Here is a 17,402-nt window from a genome sequence, read left to right as displayed (position 1 = left end):
CTTGGTGATTTTGGGATGGGGCGGGCCCGTCAAGGTTACCGCCCGGACCTCCTAAACCTCATTGGCATAGACACGCCACCGTTTGTCCCCCGGTAGTGGTCTCGCGGCATTCGGGTGCCACGGATCGGAATAAAGTGAGGCAATGCGCACCGAGGAAGTCCTGGCCGCCATCGCCACCGGCCTGTGGCGATGGGACAACGCGGCGGGCACCGTCACCCTCGACTCCGAGGCCGCCCGACTGCTCGAACTGCCTCCCACCACCCGCACCTTCCCCGAGTCCGTCGTCCGCGCCCGCTTCCACCCCGTCGACTGGAACGAGATCAACGGGGTGGTCTCGCTGGCGATCGCCGAGGGCACGCTCGCCGAGGGCCGGCTGCGGGTCGTGGACGACGAGGGCCGGGTCCTCCGTACGGTGCGGAGCCGGTCCAAGCCGGTCCTCTTCAACGGGGCGTATCTGCTGGACGGGATGCTCCAGCAGGTCGCCGAGCCGACCGAGGGGACGGCGGCGCGCACCCCGATCACCGGTGACTGGCGGCGCTCGCGCGAGGCGTTTCTGCTGGACGCGGGGCGGGCGCTGGCCGAGGCGCGGTCCACCGCCGAGGTGCTGCGGGTGGCCGCGTCGCTCTCCATGCCCGGATTCTCGCCGGACGGGCTCGCGGTCTTCGGCGCGGCGGGCGAACGGCTGACGATCATCGGCCACCACGGACACCAGAGCGCGGGCGACGATCCCTTCAGCGATATGCGGCTGGACACCGACCATCCGGCGGCGGAGGTGGTGCGCGGCGGGCGGGCGGTGTATCTGCCGAGCCCGGAGGAGTACTGCCGGCGCTATCCGACCAGCTGGCCGCTGGCCCAGCCGCTGGGACGGCAGTCCTGGGCCTATCTGCCGCTGATCGTCGCCGGGCGCACGATGGGCGCGTGGATGGCGGCTTTCCGGCATCCGGTGGCCTTCACCCCCGACGAGCGCTCGGTGCTGACGACGGTCGCCCGGATGCTGGCGCAGGCGCTCACCCGGGCCGGGGTCGCCGAGTCGGAGCGCGAGCTGTCGCTCGGGCTCCAGCGGTCGATGATGCCGGTGCTGGGGCCCGCGATCCCGGGGATGACGGTGGCGGCGCGGTATGTGCCCACCGGCGGCGGCCTCCAGGTCGGCGGCGACTGGTACGACATGATCCCGCTGCCGACCGGACGGATCGCCCTGGTCATCGGCGACGTCCAGGGCCACGATGTGCGGGCCGCCGGGCTGATGGGCCAGCTGCGGATCGCACTGCGGGCGTACGCGTCGGAGGGGCACCGGCCCGACGCGGTGCTCTCCCGGGCCTCGCGCTTCCTGCACGGGATCACCGACACGTACGAGAAGGCCGACTACTCCAGCCCGCGGTTCGCGACCTGTCTCTATCTGGAGGTCGACCCGGTCGGCGGCGGGATCGAGCTGGCCCGGGCCGGTCATCCGGAGCCCGCGGTGCGGACGGCCGACGGCACGGTCCTGATGCGGCCCACCGAGGGCGGGCTGCCGCTGGGCATCGACCCCGACTCGGACTATCCGACGACCCGGCTCACCCTGGAGCCCGGCGAGACGATGATGCTCTGCACCGACGGGCTGCTGGAGACCGGCGGGCACGATCTGGACACCGGGTGGGCGCGGCTGCGCGAGGTCCTGGAGGACCACACCGACCAGGGCTCGCTGGAGGAGCTGGCGGACTCCCTCGTCCAGGCCGTGCACGGTCCGGTGTCCCACTACACCACCGGCCCGCTGGCCGACCGGCGCGAGGACGATGTGGCCCTGGTGCTGCTCGCCCGGGACGGCGCCGCCGCGCGGGAGGCCCCGAGGCGTACGGCGATGACGGTGGCCCAGGCCGAGCCGGAGCGGATCTCGGCCGCCCGCCGGCAGGTGCGGGAGCTGCTGCACGACTGGGCCGACGCCGAGCAGGTCGACTCGGCCGTGCTCATGGTCTCCGAGATGGTGACCAATGTCCTGGTCCACACCGACGGCCACGCCCTCCTCGCCGCCGAGGTGACCTGTCCCGGCGGCAAGGGACCGCGCCGGCTGCGCGTCGAGGTCGCCGACTCCAGCGACGACCTCCCCCACAAGCGCCGCCCGGGCGAGATGGCCTCCTCCGGACGCGGCCTGATGCTCATGGAGATGCTCGCCGACGCGTGGGGCGTCGATCCCCGCGGCGAGGGCAAGTCCATCTGGTTCACCCTCCACGAGCCCGGCAAGCCCATCGACGACTCCCTCGACTCCCTCGACTCCGGCCCCGACTCCGACTCCGGCCTCGACGGCTGAACGGCGCTCGGTCTCTCCCGCCGTAGCGCCTGCTCTCGCCCTCGCCCTCGCCCTCGCCCTCGCCGGACCGGCGGTGCGGCGGTGAGCCGGTGAGCGAGGCCGAAGCGGCCTCGGCGTATCGGCGCCGGTTCGACCACGAGGAGGGGGCCGCGAGCCGCGGGGATCCCGGCGTCTTCGTTCCAGGACCGTGCTGTCGCAGACGGCTGACACGATCACGAAGCGGGAGGCCCCGGCCACTGCTCAGGGCCCCGGGCTCCCGGGCTCCCGCGCTCAGGGACCGGCCGCGCCCGACGCGCCCTTGGCGCCGTCCGGCCCCGCGCCCGCGCTCCCGTACCGCGCCCTCAGCTCGCCGATCACCCCGAACGCCGCCGCCACCACCGGCACCGCCAGCAGCATCCCCAGAATCCCCGCCACTCCCGCCCCGGCCGTGATCGCCAGCATCACCACCGCCGGATGCATCTGCACCGTCCTGCTCTGGATCACCGGCTGGAGCACATGCCCCTCCAGCACCTGCACCGCCAGCACCACGCCCAGCGCCCAGAGCGCGATCACCCACCCCCGGTCCGCGAACGCCACCAGGACCGCCACCGCGCCGGAGAGAAAGGCCCCGAGGTACGGGATGTACGCGCCGACGAAGACCAGCGCGCCCAGTCCGACCGCGCCGGGCACCCGCAGGATCAGCAGGCCGACGGTGATGCAGACGGCGTCGATCAGCGCGATGAAGGTGGTGCCGCGCATAAAGCCCTCGACGGCCTCGAAGGCCCGCCGCCCCATCGCCTCGACGACCTCCCCGCCGGGCCCCGGCGCGATGACGTGGGCCAGGTCGGACGCGCGGTCGGAGTCCCGGAGGAAGAAGAAGATCAGCAGCAGGGCGAGCACGGCGGTGGCGATCGCCTGCCCGACCACGCTCAGCCCGCTGATCACCCCGGAGGCGGCGGTGCCGCCGAACTTCTCCAGCAGCTCCCGGGCGTTGGAGGCGAGATCGTCGAGCGAGGTCCCGGCCGCGCCGAAGTGCTCGGTGAGGCCCTGGGCGGCCTCGCGGAGCGAGGCGGTGATCTGGTCGCCGGTGTCGATCAGGGCGCTGACGATGATGTACAGCGCCCCGCCGACGACCGCGAGGACGGCGACGCAGGTCAGACCGGCCGCGAGCGACCGCTGCACCCCCATGGCGACGAGCCGGCGGTGCAGCGGGCCGAGGAGCGCCGTGCCGAGGAGCGCGAGCAGCACCGGGGTGACGGCGATCCGGAAGACGCCGAGCAGCCAGATCGCCGCCGCGCCGACCCCGGCGACCAGCAGGACGACGACGCACCAGGCCGCCACACGCCGTACGGGCTCGGGGAGAAGGGTCAGCACCCCCTCAGCCGATCACGCCCCCGCCGGGGCGGCCCGCCGTGCGCGGCCGGGCGGGTGACCGGGCGCGGGCGCAGCCCCGGGAGCGTACGGCGGGGACGTACCGCCGGGGCGTACGGCGAAGGGCCCGACGGCAGCGGACTGCGGTCGGGCCCTTCGGCCGGGGACGGGGCCCGGTCTCACATGCCGTGGACCGCGGGAACCGTTCCGAGCCGGCCGGCCTGGAAGTCGTCGAACGCCTTCTTCAGCTCGGCCTGGGTGTTCATCACGAAGGGGCCGTAGTGGGCCATCGGCTCCCGGATGGGACGCCCGCCGAGGAGGACGATCTCCAGGTCGGGGGTGTGGGAGTCCTGCTTCTCGTCGGCGCGGACGGTCAGCGAGCCGCCGTCGCCGAAGACCGCGGTCTGGCCCTTGCGGACGGGCCGGCGCTCGGCGCCGACCGCGCCGCTGCCCGCGAGGACATAGGCGAGACCGTTGAACTCCTCCCGCCAGGGGAGGGTGATCTGCGCGCCGGGCCGCAGGGTGGCGTGGATCATGGTGATGGGGGTGTGGGTGATGCCGGGGCCCTCGTGGCCGTCCAGCTCACCGGCGATGACCCTCAGCAGCGCGCCTCCGTCGGGGGAGGTGAGCAGCTGGACCTGGCCGCCCCGGATGTCCTGGTAGCGCGGGTCCATCATCTTGTCGGCGGCGGGCAGATTCACCCACAGCTGGAGCCCGTGGAAGAGTCCGCCGGACGTCACCAGCTCCTCCGGGGGAGCCTCGATGTGGAGCAGTCCGGAGCCGGCGGTCATCCACTGGGTGTCGCCGTTCTGGATGGTGCCGCCGCCGCCGTTGCTGTCCTGGTGGACGAAGGTTCCGTCGATCAGGTACGTGACGGTCTCGAAGCCCCGGTGGGGGTGCCAGGGGGTGCCCTTCGGCTCCCCGGGGGCGTACTCCACCTCTCCCATCTGGTCCATCATGATGAACGGGTCGAGGTACTTGTAGTTGATCCCGGCGAATGCGCGCCGCACCGGGAAGCCCTCGCCCTCGAAGCCGGTGGGCGCGGTGGTCACGGCGAGCACGGGACGGTGTGCGGCCTCCACGGGCGCGGAGACGCGCGGCAGGGTGAGCGGATTCTCGACAGTCACAGCGGGCATGGGGAGTACCTCCTTGTGCGGACAAGTTTAGTTGAATTCTGAACTTTCCGCTACCCACAACGAGAGGCGCCCGGGAGGTATTCCCCCCGAGCGCCTCGAAGCCTCGATTCCGGCCGCGCGGACCGTGCCCGCACCCGCCGCAGGACCGTATCCGTACCGCCCGCGGCCCGGACCGAATCCGTACCGGACCGGATCCGCCGCCCGCCTCGGCTCAGCCGCGCGCCGCCGCCGTCATCCGTACATCCGCCGCATCGCGAAGTCGACCATCTGCTCCACCGCCTTGGCGTCGAAGACCATCCGGTGCTCCCCCTCCATGTCGAGGACGAAGCCGTACCCGGTCGGCAGCAGATCGATCACCTCCGCCCCCGTGATCACGAAGTACTTGGACTCCTTGCCCGCGTATCTGCGCAGCTCCTTGAGGGAGGTGAACATCGGGATCACCGGCTGCTGGGTGTTGTGCAGCGCCAGGAACCCGGGGTTGTCGCCGCGCGGGCAGTAGACCTTCGACGTGGCGAAAATCTGCTGGAAGTCCTCGGCGGCGAGCGATCCGGTGGTGAAGGCGCGCACCGCGTCGGCCAGCGACGGGGGCGACGGCTCCGGATAGAGCGGCTGCCCCTGCGACTGCCCCCCGTAGGGCTGCTGGGGGGCGTACTGCTGGTGAGCGCCCTGACTCTGGTCATAGCCGTACATGAGCGCAAGGGTAACGAGTCACACTTGGCCGATTGGGGGTTGCGCCTTATTACTGGTGGGTAGCATCATCGTAGCTACTAGCTGGTAGATGGGTAAGCCAACAGACTCCCGAACCTACGGAGCCGTCGCCATGGGGCACTACAAGTCGAATCTCCGCGACATCGAGTTCAACCTCTTCGAGGTCCTCGGACGCGACAAGCTGTACGGCACCGGCCCGTTCGCGGAGATGGACGTCGACACCGCCAAGAGCATCCTGGAAGAGCTGGCCCGCCTCGCGGAGAACGAGCTGGCCGCGTCCTTCGAGGACGCCGACCGCAATCCGCCCGTCTTCGACCCGAAGACCAACACCGCCCCGATACCGGAATCCTTCAAGAAGAGCTACGAAGCCTTCATGGAGTCCGAGTACTGGCGGCTCGGCCTGCCCGAGGAGATCGGCGGGACCACCGCGCCCCGCTCCCTGATCTGGGCCTACGCGGAGCTGCTGCTCGGCGCCAACCCGGCCCTGTGGATGTACTCCTCGGGGCCCGCCTTCGCCGGACTCCTCTTCGAGGAGGGCAATGAGGCCCAGAAGAAGATCGCCGCGATCGCCGTCGAGAGGCAGTGGGGCTCCACCATGGTCCTCACCGAGCCCGACGCGGGCTCGGACGTGGGCGCGGGCCGGAGCAGGGCCCTCCCGCAGGAGGACGGCTCCTGGCACATCGAGGGCGTGAAGCGCTTCATCACCTCCGGCGAGCACGACATGTCGGAGAACATCTTCCATTACGTCCTCGCCCGCCCCGAGGGCGCCGGCCCGGGCACCAAGGGCCTCTCCCTCTTCCTCGTACCGAAGTTCCTCTTCGACTGGGAGACGGGCGAGCTGGGCGAGCGCAATGGGGTGTACGCCACCAACGTCGAGCACAAGATGGGCCTCAAGGCCTCCAACACCTGCGAGATGACCTTCGGCGACCGCCACCCCGCCAAGGGCTGGCTGATCGGCGACAAGCACGACGGCATCCGCCAGATGTTCATGATCATCGAGTTCGCGCGGATGATGGTCGGCACCAAGGCCATCGCCACCCTCTCCACCGGCTACCTCAACGCGCTGGAGTACGCCAAGGAGCGCGTCCAGGGCCCGGACCTGGTGAACTTCGCGGACAAGACCGCGCCCAAGGTCACCATCACCCACCACCCGGACGTCCGCCGCTCGCTCATGACGCAGAAGTCGTACGCCGAGGGCATGCGCGCCCTCGTGCTGTACACCGCCTCCGTCCAGGACGAGATCGCCGCCAAGGAGAGCGCGGGCGAGGACGCCGCCGGGCTCACCGCGCTCAACGACCTGCTGCTGCCGATCGTCAAGGGCTACGGCTCGGAGACCTCGTACGAGCAGCTCGCCCAGGCCCTCCAGATCTTCGGCGGCTCGGGCTATCTCCAGGAGTACCCGCTGGAGCAGTACATCCGGGACGCCAAGATCGACACCCTCTACGAGGGCACCACCGCCATCCAGGGCCAGGACTACTTCTTCCGGAAGATCGTCCGCGACCAGGGCCAGGCGCTGAACACCCTCTCCGAGGAGATCAAGAAGTTCCTGGCCGTCAACACCGGCGGCGAGGAGCTGTCCGGCGCCCGGTCCGCGCTCGCCGGGGCGGCGGTGGACCTGGAGGCGATCGTCGGCTCCATGACGAACGACCTCATCGCCACCGGCGAGGACGTCCGGAACATCTACAAGGTCGGGCTGAACACCACCCGGCTGCTGATGGCCTCCGGCGACGTGGTCGTCGGCTATCTGCTGCTGCGCGGCGCGGCGGTGGCGGCCGAGAAGCTGCCGACCGCCTCCGCCAAGGACGTGCCGTTCTACCAGGGCAAGATCGCCGCGGCGAAGTTCTTCGCCGCGACCGTGCTGCCGCGCGTCTCGGTCGAGCGCTCGCTCGCCGAGACCGTGGACCTCTCGCTGATGGACCTGGACGAGGCGGCGTTCTAGGGCCCGGCCCGCGCCCGATCGCCCCTGTCGCGGACGGCCCGCTCCCCCTCCGGGGAGCGGGCCGTTCGCGCGACCGTCAACACGGCGCCCCCGCCGCGCGCGCGGCCGGCGCCGCCGCCGTTCGGCACGGGCGGCCTGATCACCCGGCGCCCGAGGGCCGGGAGCGCGAGCCCATTCCATGCGCCCCCACCGCGCGCCCCTCGTTAAGGTGGCCCCATGAGCACCAGCGCATCCGGCCGGTTCGACCGCGGACACACCGACGACCTCATGGCCTTCCTGGCCGACGCCCCCTCGCCGTACCACGCGGTGGCCGTCGCCGCCGCGCGGCTGGGGAAGGCCGGATTCCGGCAGGTGGGCGAGACGGACGTCTGGGACGGGTCCGCCGGCGGCAAGTATGTGATCCGCGGCGGCGCGCTCATCGCCTGGTACGTCCCCGAAGGGGCCGACGCGCACACCCCGTTCCGGATCGTCGGGGCGCATACCGACTCCCCCAATCTGCGGGTCAAGCCCCAGCCCGACGCCGGATCGCACGGCTGGCGGCAGATCGCCGTCGAGGTCTACGGCGGACCGCTCCTCAACAGCTGGCTCGACCGGGACCTCGGCATCTCCGGACGGCTCACCCTGCGCGACGGCTCCCACCGGCTCGTCAGCGTCGACCGGCCGCTGCTGCGCGTCCCGCAGCTGGCGATCCATCTGGACCGCACGGTCACCTCCGACGGGCTCAAGCTCGACAAGCAGCGCCATATGCAGCCCATCTGGGGACTCGGCGACGCCCACGAGGGCGATCTCGTCCAGTTCCTGGAGGAGGAGGCGGGCATCGACGAGGGCGAGGTCGCCGGCTGGGACCTGATGACCCACTCCATCGAGCCGCCCGCCTATCTCGGCCGGGACAACGAGCTGCTGGCCGGGCCCCGGCTGGACAATCTGCTCTCCGTGCACGCCGCCACGGCCGCCCTCGCCGCCGCCGCGGCCTCGCCGGACCTCTCGTACATCCCCGTACTGGCCGCCTTCGACCACGAGGAGAACGGCTCCCAGGCCGACTCCGGCGCCGACGGCCCCCTGCTCGGCACGGTCCTGGAGCGTTCGGTGTTCGCCCGGGGCGGCGGCTACGAGGACCGGGCGCGCGCCTTCGCCGCGACGGTCTGCCTCTCCTCCGACGTCGGCCACGCGGTGCACCCCAACTACCCGGAGCGCCACGACCCGACGCACCACCCGCGTCCCAACGGCGGCCCGATCCTCAAGGTCAATGTGAACCAGCGGTACGCCACCGACGGCAGCGGCCGGGCCGTCTTCGCGGCGGCCTGCGAGCGGGCCGGTTCGCCCTGGCAGTCCTTCGTCTCGAACAACGCGATGCCGTGCGGCACCACCATCGGGCCCATCACGGCGGCGCGGCACGGGATCCGGACCGTGGACATCGGCGTGGCCTGTCTGTCGATGCACAGCGCGCGCGAGCTGTGCGGCGCGGACGACCCGTATCTGCTGGCCAATGTGCTGACGGCGTTCCTGGAGGGCTGAGCCGAGGGGCCCGGGGCTTTCGCCGGGAGCGGCGCCCGGGAACGGGCGCCCGGAAGCCGTCGCGCGCGAAACATCCGCGAAAGGCGGTCTCCGGCAGGCTGACGGCATGGTTCTGCTCGATCAGCAGTCGCTCGTCCGCCACCGCGGCCCGTCCCGCCGCGCCCTCCTCATCGCGCTCACCGTCGCGGCCGCCGTGCTCTTCGGCGGCGGCTGGCTGCTGGTCGGCAAGCACACCGACCGGCCGCCGTTCGCCGAGGACGTCGCGTACGAGGCGGGCTTCCTGCACGCCTCCCGGGTGCTCAAGCACGACCGCGACGGCCTGCTCGCCGCCGGGCTGCGCTCCGGCGGCTGTGAGCGGCTGGGGCGGAACAGCGAGAACGATCTGAAGATGTCGTACGACCCGGGGCTCTGGGTCAAGGGCTGTCTGGACGGGGCGTGGGGCCGCCCGCCGGTCGGCCAGGGCATCTTCGGCTAGCGCGGGTCCGGCGCGAGGTCCGGCGCCGGAAGGCCGGCGCGGGCGGCGGAGGGCACGGGGGCGGCCGGTGCCGGTACGGGGCGTCCCCGGCACCGGAAGGCCCGGCTCCGGGGACGCCCCGAGGCCGGCGAGTCCCGTACCGGAAGGCCCCGTACCGGAAAGCCTCGTACCGAAAGCCTCGTACCGGCAGGCCCCCGCCCGTCAGGAAGGCCCCTCGTCCATCCCCGCGAGCACCAGCGGAAGCCGTGAGACCCCGCTCTCCGCGACGACCCGGACCGGAACTCCCCAGTCCTGCTGGTGCACATGACAGGCCGGATACGGGTTCTCCGGATCGTCGTCGCAGGAGGCGGCCATCGCCGAGACGTGCAGCACGCCCTCGCCGACCGCCGGATCGATCTCCAGCTCCCGGAAGAGATCGCTGCCCGCGCCCTCGCCCCCGGCCAGCAGCCCGGGCGGCGTCGCGGAGACCAGCAGCCGGGTCGACGGCCCGTAACGGGTGTCCAGCTTCTGGCCCGCCGGGGCCTGGAAGACCACGTCCAGCCGCAGCCGCCCGGGGGCGACGTCGGTCGCGTCGCGCCGGGTGCGGTGGGCGACCGCCTCGACCCGTACCGCCTCCTCCGGCAGCCGCAGCCGGGTCAGCCGGTGCCGCGCCGACTCCACGACCACGATGTCCTCGCCGACCAGCACCGCGCCCGAGGGCTCCCGCAGATCCGTGGCGAGGGTCGTCACCTCGCCGCTCGCCGGGTCGTACCGCCGCAGCGCGTGGTTGTACGTGTCGCTGACCGCCACCGAGCCGTCCGGCAGCACCGTCACCCCCAGCGGATGCTGGAGCAGCGCCTGCCCCGCCTCGCCGTCCCGGTGCCCGAAGTCGAAGAGACCGGTGCCCACCGCCGTGCGCACCACCCCGTCCGGACCGATCCAGCGCAGCGCCGAATTCTCCGAGTCGGCGATCCACAGCCGCTCGCCGTCGGCCGCGAGCCCGGAGGGCTGCGCGAACCAGGCCTCGGCGGCGGGCCCGTCGACCAGCCCCTCGTTGGTGGTGCCCGCCTCGGCCCGGACCGTGCCGGTCTCCGGGTCGTAGCTCCACAGCTGATGGACGCCGGCCATGGCGATCCACAGCCTCCCGTCCCACCAGGCCACGTCCCACGGCGACGACAGCGCCGTCTCCAGGGCGGGCCCGGAGTCCGGCGCGCCCTGCCACCACTGGCCGCCGGTCCCCGCCAGCACCTCGACGCCGCCGGTCGCCGGGTCGTACGCCCGGATCATGTGATGGACCGTGTCGGCCACGGCCACCCGCCCGTCGGGCAGCGCCGCCAGCCCCTGCGGCTCCAGGAACTCCCCGTCGCCGCCGATCCGCCGCACCACCGTCTCGCCGTCCGGCTCCAGCTCGACCAGCTGATGGCGGGTGGTGTCCGAGACCAGCAGATTCCCCGACGGCAGTACGAGCGCCTTCCCCGGGAAGCGCAGATCCCCCGCGACCGGCTCCGGCGGCACATACGGCCCGTCCCCGCGCCGCAGCGTCCCCTTCAGCTCGTGCTCGACCTCCAGCTCCGCCACGAGCGCGGCGATCGCGTGGGCGTGCCCCTCGCCCGCGTGCTGGGCGACCACATACCCCTCGGGATCGATGACGACCAGCGTCGGCCACGCCCGTACCGCGTACTGCTTCCACGTCGCCAGCTCCGGATCGTCCAGCACCGGGTGGTGCACCCCGTACCGCTCGACGGCGTCGAGCACCGCCGTGTGATCGGCCTCGTGCACGAACTTCGGCGAGTGGACCCCGATGATCACCACGGTGTCGCGGTGCTTCTCCTCCAGCTCGCGCAGCTCGTCCAGGACATGCAGACAGTTGATGCAGCAGAAGGTCCAGAAATCCAGGATCACCGTGCGGCCCCGGAGGTCCGCGAGCTTCAGATCCCTGCCTCCGGTGTTGATCCACCCGCCCTTGCCGATCAGCTCGGGAGCACGGACACGGGCACGGCGGGGCACGGGCGCGGGGAGGGGCGCCGGGGCGGCATCGTTCATGCTTCCAGGGTGCCATCCCCGCGTGAACGTCCCGTCACGGCCGTACGAAACGGACGGACGGCACGACGCCGCTCCCCGCGCCCGTGCCCGTGCGCGGCGGGACGGGCGCGGTCAGGCGCCCGTGTAGGAGGCGAGGTGTTCGCCGGTGAGGGTGGAGCGGGCGGCGGCGAGGGCGGCGGGGGTGCCCTCGAAGACGACGCGGCCGCCGTCGTGGCCCGCGCCGGGGCCGAGGTCGATGATCCAGTCGGCGTGCGCCATGACCGCCTGGTGGTGCTCGATGACGATCACGGACTTGCCGGAGTCGACGAGCCGGTCCAGCAGGCCGAGCAGCTGCTCGACATCGGCGAGGTGCAGACCGGTGGTCGGCTCGTCGAGGACGTAGACCGGGCTCTCGCCGCCCTTCTCGGCCATGTGCGTGGCCAGCTTGAGCCGCTGGCGCTCGCCGCCGGAGAGCGTGGTGAGCGGCTGGCCGAGGCTGAGATAGCCGAGGCCGACGTCGGCGAGGCGCTGGAGGATGCGGTGGGCGGCCGGAGTGCGGGCCTCGCCGGTCCCGAAGAACTCCTCGGCCTCGGTCACCGACATCGCGAGCACCTCGCTGATGTCGCGCCCGCCGAGGCGATGGTCGAGCACCGACGCCTGGAACCGCTTCCCCTCGCAGTCCTCGCAGACGGTGGCGACCCCGGCCATCATCGCCAGGTCGGTGTAGATGACGCCGGCGCCGTTGCAGGCGGGGCAGGCGCCCTCGGAGTTGGCGCTGAACAGCGCGGGCTTCGCCCCGGTGGCCTTGGCGAACGCCTTGCGGATCGGGTCGAGCAGCCCGGTGTACGTCGCCGGGTTGCTCCGCCGCGAGCCGCGGATCGGGCTCTGGTCGATCGACACCACGCCCGCGCCCGCCGGGACCGACCCGTGGATGAGCGAGCTCTTGCCGGAGCCGGCGACGCCGGTGACGACGGTGAGCACCCCGAGCGGCACGTCGACGTCGACGTCGCGCAGATTGTTCGCGGACGCGCCGCGGATCTCCAGCGCGCCGGTGGGCTCGCGGACCGTCTTCTTCAGGGAGGCCCGGTCGTCGAAGTGGCGGCCGGTGAGGGTGCCGGCGGCCCGCAGCCCCTCGACGGTCCCCTCGAAGCAGACCGTGCCGCCGCCCGTGCCCGCGCCGGGGCCGAGGTCCACGACATGGTCGGCGATCGCGATCACCTCGGGCTTGTGCTCCACGACCAGCACCGTGTTGCCCTTGTCGCGCAGCCGCAGCAGCAGGGCGTTCATCCGCTGGATGTCATGGGGGTGCAGACCCGTGGTGGGCTCGTCGAAGACATAGGTGGTGTCGGTGAGCGAGGAGCCGAGGTGGCGGATCATCTTGACGCGCTGCGCCTCGCCCCCGGAGAGGGTGCCCGCGGGCCGGTCGAGCGAGAGATAGCCGAGCCCGATCTCCACGAACGAGTCGAGCGTCTGCCGGAGGGCGGAGAGCAGCGGGGCCACCGACGGCTCGTCGAGGCCGCGGACCCAGTCGGCGAGATCGCTGATCTGCATCGCGCACGCGTCGGCGATGCTGGTCCCCGCGATCCTGGAGGACCGGGCGCCCTCGCTGAGCCGGGTGCCGTCGCACTCGGGGCAGGCGGTGAAGGTGACCGCCCGCTCCACGAACGCCCGGATGTGCGGCTGCATCGCCTCCTTGTCCTTGGACAGGAACGACTTCTGGATCTTGGGGATCAGCCCTTCGTAGGTGAGGTTGACGCCGTTGACCTTCACCTTGGTCGGCTCGCGGTGCAGGAAGTCCCGCATCTCCTGCTCGGTGTAGTCGCGGATCGGCTTGTCCGGGTCGAGGAAGCCCGACTCGGCGTAGACGCCGACGGTCCAGACGTTGTCCGACTTCCAGCCGGGGATGGTGAACGCGCCCTCGGCGATCGACTTGGAGTCGTCGTAGAGCTGGGCGAGATCGATGTCGGAGACCTTGCCCCGGCCCTCGCAGCGGGTGCACATGCCGCCGGTGCGGTTGAAGGTGGCCTTGACCGTCTTCTTGGCCCCGCGCTCGACGGTGATCGCGCCGCTCGCCCTGACCGACGCGGTGTTGAAGGAGTAGGCGCTCGGCGGGCCGATGTGCGGGTCGCCGAGCCGGCTGAAGAGGATGCGCAGCATGGCGTTGGCGTCGGTGGCGGTGCCGACGGTGGAGCGCGGGTCCGCGCCCATCCGCTGCTGGTCGACGATGATCGCGGTCGTCAGCCCGTCGAGCACATCGACCTCGGGGCGGGCGAGGGCGGGCATGAAGCCCTGGACGAAGGCGCTGTAGGTCTCGTTGATCAGCCGCTGCGACTCCGCGGCGATCGTGCCGAACACCAGTGAGCTCTTGCCCGAGCCGGAGACTCCGGTGAACACCGTCAGCCGGCGCTTGGGGATCTCGACGCTGACGTCCTTGAGATTGTTGACCCGCGCGCCGTGCACGCTGATCAGGTCGTGGACGTCGGCGGCGTGCGGCGCGGCGGACCGGGCGGCGGCGTCTCTGGTGTCCATGCTGGTCGTGTCTCCATCCGTGCGGAAGGTCTCGGGGACCGTGGGGGCGGTCCGTGGGGGCGGGCGCCGGCGCGGGGGAGACAGCACCTCGCGGTGGATCATCGGCGACGGGCGGGCGACCGCACAGCGTGGGCCGGGGCGCGCCGGGCGGCGTCCCCGCCGACCGCGCGGCGGCCGCCCCGCCCATGGTACGAACCGGCGCGCCGAAACCCACCATGCCGCCGGGAGCCCCCGGCCGGGCGGGTCCTCCGGGCCCGGGAGGCGCGGACCGCGGAAGGTTTGTTCGGGTCTGTCGCGGTCTGCGGCGGGCGCGGGCGTCCGGGGGCGGCGGCCCTGTAGGTGAGGACGGGGTCCGGGCCTACGATCGTCATACGAAAGCACTGCCGGGGCGCCGCCCGGCAGCGTAACTTAACTGCCGAACCTCCCACGCAGCCGAGCCGTCGCCCGCCATTCGCCAGCCCGCGTCCCGCAGAACCGCCGAGGGGTCCCGTGACCGTCCATCCCAGCCTCCAGAACTACGCCGATGCCTGGACCCACGCCATCGAGGCGATAGCCGAACTGGTGCAGCCTCTCGTGGAGGGGGAGTGGAATCGGGCGACTCCATGCCCCGCCTGGTCGGTACGGGACGTGGTCTCGCACGTCATCGGCATGGAGACCGAGATGCTGGGCGACCCCCGGCCCATCCACACCCTGCCGCGCGATCTTTACCATGTGAAGAACGACTTCGCCCGGTACATGGAGATGCAGGTCGACGTCCGCCGCCATCACACCGCTCCGGAGATGACCTCCGAGCTGGAGTACACGATGATCCGGCGGGCCCGTCAGCTGCGCAACGAGACCCGCGCGCCCGACACCATGGTCCGCGCCCCGCTGGGCGCCGAGCAGACCCTGGAAGTCGCCATGCGGATACGGGCGTTCGACACCTGGGTCCATGAGCAGGATCTGCGGTACGCGCTCAACCAGCCGGGCAATCTGGACTCGCCCGGGGCCCACATCACCCGGGACGTGCTGCTGGAGGCGCTGCCGAAGGTGGTCGCCAAGGACGCGGGCGCGCCGCCGAACTCGGCGGTGGTGATCGACGTCAGCGGGCCGGTGGAGTTCCTCCGTACGGTACGGGTGAACGCCGACGGGCGCGGGTCGGTCGACGGCTCGCCCTCGCTGGGGCCGATCGTCACGCTCGCGCTGGACTGGGAGACGTACTACCGGCTCGCCTGCGGGCGGGTGCGGCCGGCCGCGGTGGCGGACCGGGTGAAGATCGACGGGGATCAGGAGCTGGCCGCGGCGATCCTGCGCGCGTTCGACGTGACTCCCTGAGCCCGGCGGCCCCGGCCGGGGCGAAGGAGAGCCGGGCCGTGCGGTCGCCCGGCGCCGCGCGCGGGTACGTTCCCGAGCGCCGTCCCCGAGCGCCGTCCGCCAGTGCCGTCCCCGATCACGCCGGGACGTGCACCGCCTCCACCCTGCTCGCCACCAGCCGCTCCCGCTCCAGACGCACCGCGCGTCCCTTCAGCCGCAGGATCTGGGCGACGCCGAGCGCCTCCAGGACGAACACGCTGGAGAACGCGATCCGATAGTTCCCGCCGGTCGCGTCCAGCAGCACGCCGATCGCCAGCAGCGTGGTCATCGAGGCGGTGAAGCCGCCCACATTGACGATCCCCGACGCCGTGCCCTGCCGCTGGAGCGGATTGGCCGGACGGGCGAAGTCGAAGCCGATCATCGACGCGGGCCCGCACGCCCCGAGCACCACGCACAGGGTGATCAGCAGCCACATCGGGGCCCGGTCCGCCGGGTACGCCAGGGTCGCCGCCCACACCAGCGCCGTCGCCCCGACCGTGCCGAGCGCGAGCGGCAGCCGCGCGGCGTGATGACGGGCGATCACCTGCCCGTACACCAGCCCCACCACCATGCTCACCAGCACCACCAGAGTGAGCAGGGAGCCCGCGCTCCCGCGGTCGAGGCCCTGGGCCTCGATCAGGAACGGCATGCCCCACAGCAGCAGGAACACCATCGCGGGGAACTGGGTCGTGAAGTGCACCCACATACCGAGCCGGGTGCCCGGCTCCCGCCAGGAGAGCGCGATCTGCCGGCGGACGAAACCGGCGCCCGGCTGCCGCGGCGGCGCGGACTCGTGCCCGCCCGGCTGGTCCTTGAGGAAGAAGACCACCAGCAGCGCGACCACCGCGCCCGCCGCCGCGCTCCCCGCGAAGGTCGCGGTCCAGCCGATGCCGTGCAGCAGCCGGGCGATCAGGATCGTCGACACCAGATTGCCCGCCATCCCGAAGAGGGCGGCGATCTGCGCGATCAGCGGCCCGCGCCGGGCCGGGAACCAGCGGCTGCCCAGCCGCAGCACGCTGATGAAGGTCATCGCGTCGCCGCAGCCGAGCAGCGCCCGGGCGGCCAGGGCCGTGCCGTACGAGGGGGCGAGCGCGAAGCCCAGCTGTCCGGCGGTGAACAGCACCGCGCCGATGACCAGCACCTTCTTGGTGCCGAGCCGGTCGACCAGCAGACCCACCGGTATCTGCATCCCCGCGTAGACCAGCAGTTGCAGGATGGAGAAGGTGGAGAGCGCGGAGGCGTTGACGCCGAACCGGTCGGCGGCGTCGAGCCCGGCGACCCCGAGCGAGGTGCGGAAGATGATCGCGACGAAGTAGACGCTGACGCCGATGGACCAGATCGCGACGGCGCGCCTGCCGCCCGGCGGGGAGTCCGCTATGCAGCCGGGGGCGCTCACCGGACCTCTCCGCGGGCCAGTGAGCTGAACCAGCCGACGTGGCGGTGGACGAGGGCCGCCGCCCGCTCCGGGTCCCCGGCGCGCAGGGCCTCCAGGATCTCGCTGTGCTCGACGACGTTCTTGGTGATCCGGTCGGGGTGTGCGTGCATGATGGCGACCCCCATTCTCAGCTGTCGGTCGCGGAGCTGGTCGTAGAGGCGGGAGAGGATCTCATTGCCCCCGCTGCGCACGATCTCCGCGTGGAAGAGCCGGTCGGTGACGGCCACGGCGGCCAGGTCACCGGCCTCGCCCTGGCGTTTCTGCTGTTCGAGCAGGTCTTCGAGACGGGCGAGCAGCCGGGGGGAGGCGGGCACCGCCTTGCGGGCCGCGTGCTCCTCCACCAGCAGCCGGGTCTCCACCACATCGGCGATCTCCTGCGCGGACACGGCGATGACCAGGGCGCCCTTCTTGGGGTAGAGCTTGATCAGCCCCTCGACCTCCAGTTTGAGCAGCGCTTCGCGCACGGGGGTCCGGGAGACGCCCACCGCGTCGGCGAGTTCGCCCTCGGTGAGCAGGGTGCCGCCCTCGTAACGGCGGTCGAGCACCGCCTGCTTGACATGGGTGTAGACACGTTCGGCGGCGGGGGCGGCGAGAGGCATGCACACAGCTTAGATACAAGCAACATACATCCACAGGGGGCTGTCCACGATGCAGGACGGGGGCGGGGCGGCTCCGGGCGCGCGGGCGGGGCGCGTCCG

12 protein-coding genes are annotated in these 17,402 nt (G+C 72.1%); 5 read left to right on the top strand and 7 right to left on the bottom strand.

Going from position 1 to position 17,402, the window contains the following annotated elements:
* Positions 1–142: 142 nt before the first annotated feature.
* A complete protein-coding gene (locus ACF089_RS18810) occupies positions 143–2,284 on the top strand; it encodes a SpoIIE family protein phosphatase (RefSeq protein WP_392027718.1) in 2,142 nt (713 codons plus the stop codon).
* A gap of 270 nt (positions 2,285–2,554) precedes the next feature.
* Here ACF089_RS18810 and ACF089_RS18805 read toward each other — a convergent pair whose 3' ends face one another.
* The 3 genes from ACF089_RS18805 to ACF089_RS18795 form a co-directional block, all read right to left on the bottom strand.
* Positions 2,555–3,634 (bottom strand): AI-2E family transporter, encoded by a 1,080-nt coding sequence (locus ACF089_RS18805; protein WP_392028167.1) that lies wholly within the window; start codon positions 3,632–3,634, stop codon positions 2,555–2,557.
* A 179-nt stretch (positions 3,635–3,813) separates the two neighbouring features.
* The gene (locus tag ACF089_RS18800; RefSeq protein WP_392027715.1) at positions 3,814–4,770 is read right to left on the bottom strand and encodes a pirin family protein; all 957 of its coding nucleotides are present in this window, start codon (positions 4,768–4,770) and stop codon (positions 3,814–3,816) included.
* Between the two features lie 231 nt (positions 4,771–5,001).
* Complete coding sequence (locus tag ACF089_RS18795; protein ID WP_392027713.1) at positions 5,002–5,460, bottom strand: SseB family protein; 459 nt, start codon at positions 5,458–5,460, stop codon at positions 5,002–5,004.
* 130 nt (positions 5,461–5,590) lie between these two features.
* On the opposite strand from ACF089_RS18795, the gene ACF089_RS18790 reads away from it, so the two are divergent.
* From ACF089_RS18790 to ACF089_RS18780, 3 genes are all read left to right on the top strand, one after another.
* Entirely contained in the window at positions 5,591–7,417 is a 1,827-nt protein-coding gene (locus ACF089_RS18790; protein WP_392028165.1) for an acyl-CoA dehydrogenase, read from the top strand.
* 216 nt (positions 7,418–7,633) lie between these two features.
* Entirely contained in the window at positions 7,634–8,932 is a 1,299-nt protein-coding gene (locus ACF089_RS18785; RefSeq protein ID WP_392027710.1) for a M18 family aminopeptidase, read from the top strand.
* A gap of 106 nt (positions 8,933–9,038) precedes the next feature.
* A complete protein-coding gene (locus ACF089_RS18780; RefSeq protein ID WP_392027708.1) occupies positions 9,039–9,407 on the top strand; it encodes a hypothetical protein in 369 nt (122 codons plus the stop codon).
* 201 nt (positions 9,408–9,608) lie between these two features.
* On the opposite strand, the gene ACF089_RS18775 is transcribed toward ACF089_RS18780, so the two are convergent.
* On the bottom strand, positions 9,609–11,429 hold the full coding sequence (locus ACF089_RS18775; protein WP_392027705.1) for an NHL domain-containing thioredoxin family protein: 1,821 nt from the start codon (positions 11,427–11,429) through the stop codon (positions 9,609–9,611).
* 111 nt (positions 11,430–11,540) lie between these two features.
* Complete coding sequence (locus tag ACF089_RS18770; protein ID WP_392027702.1) at positions 11,541–13,937, bottom strand: ATP-binding cassette domain-containing protein; 2,397 nt, start codon at positions 13,935–13,937, stop codon at positions 11,541–11,543.
* 489 nt (positions 13,938–14,426) lie between these two features.
* On the opposite strand from ACF089_RS18770, the gene ACF089_RS18765 reads away from it, so the two are divergent.
* Positions 14,427–15,251, top strand: a complete 825-nt coding sequence (locus ACF089_RS18765; RefSeq protein ID WP_392027699.1) for a maleylpyruvate isomerase family mycothiol-dependent enzyme — start codon at positions 14,427–14,429, stop codon at positions 15,249–15,251.
* Between the two features lie 115 nt (positions 15,252–15,366).
* Here the strand turns inward: ACF089_RS18765 and ACF089_RS18760 are convergent, their stop codons facing one another.
* Positions 15,367–16,665 carry a nitrate/nitrite transporter gene (locus tag ACF089_RS18760; protein ID WP_392027696.1) on the bottom strand — a complete coding sequence of 433 codons (1,299 nt, stop codon included), beginning with the start codon at positions 16,663–16,665 and terminating at the stop codon, positions 15,367–15,369.
* The gene (locus ACF089_RS18755) at positions 16,662–17,303 is read right to left on the bottom strand and encodes a GntR family transcriptional regulator (protein ID WP_392027693.1); all 642 of its coding nucleotides are present in this window, start codon (positions 17,301–17,303) and stop codon (positions 16,662–16,664) included. Before ACF089_RS18755 ends, ACF089_RS18760 begins: the two co-directional genes overlap by 4 nt.
* Between the last annotated feature and the right edge of the window lie 99 nt (positions 17,304–17,402).

It is taken from the genome of Streptomyces sp. NPDC014894 (assembly GCF_043080985.1).
Lineage (GTDB): Bacteria > Actinomycetota > Actinomycetes > Streptomycetales > Streptomycetaceae > Streptomyces.
The sequence above is the reverse complement of the archived record's forward strand: the minus strand, read 5'-3'. Positions and strand labels throughout refer to the sequence as shown.

Coding starts and splice junctions, on each gene's coding strand:
- ACF089_RS18810 (WP_392027718.1), top strand. CDS start 143: ATGCGCACCGAGGAAGTCCTGGCCGCCATCGCCACCGGCCTGTGGCGA.
- ACF089_RS18800 (WP_392027715.1), bottom strand. CDS start 4,770: ATGCCCGCTGTGACTGTCGAGAATCCGCTCACCCTGCCGCGCGTCTCC.
- ACF089_RS18795 (WP_392027713.1), bottom strand. CDS start 5,460: ATGTACGGCTATGACCAGAGTCAGGGCGCTCACCAGCAGTACGCCCCC.
- ACF089_RS18790 (WP_392028165.1), top strand. CDS start 5,591: ATGGGGCACTACAAGTCGAATCTCCGCGACATCGAGTTCAACCTCTTC.
- ACF089_RS18785 (WP_392027710.1), top strand. CDS start 7,634: ATGAGCACCAGCGCATCCGGCCGGTTCGACCGCGGACACACCGACGAC.
- ACF089_RS18780 (WP_392027708.1), top strand. CDS start 9,039: ATGGTTCTGCTCGATCAGCAGTCGCTCGTCCGCCACCGCGGCCCGTCC.
- ACF089_RS18775 (WP_392027705.1), bottom strand. CDS start 11,429: ATGAACGATGCCGCCCCGGCGCCCCTCCCCGCGCCCGTGCCCCGCCGT.
- ACF089_RS18770 (WP_392027702.1), bottom strand. CDS start 13,937: ATGGACACCAGAGACGCCGCCGCCCGGTCCGCCGCGCCGCACGCCGCC.
- ACF089_RS18755 (WP_392027693.1), bottom strand. CDS start 17,303: ATGCCTCTCGCCGCCCCCGCCGCCGAACGTGTCTACACCCATGTCAAG.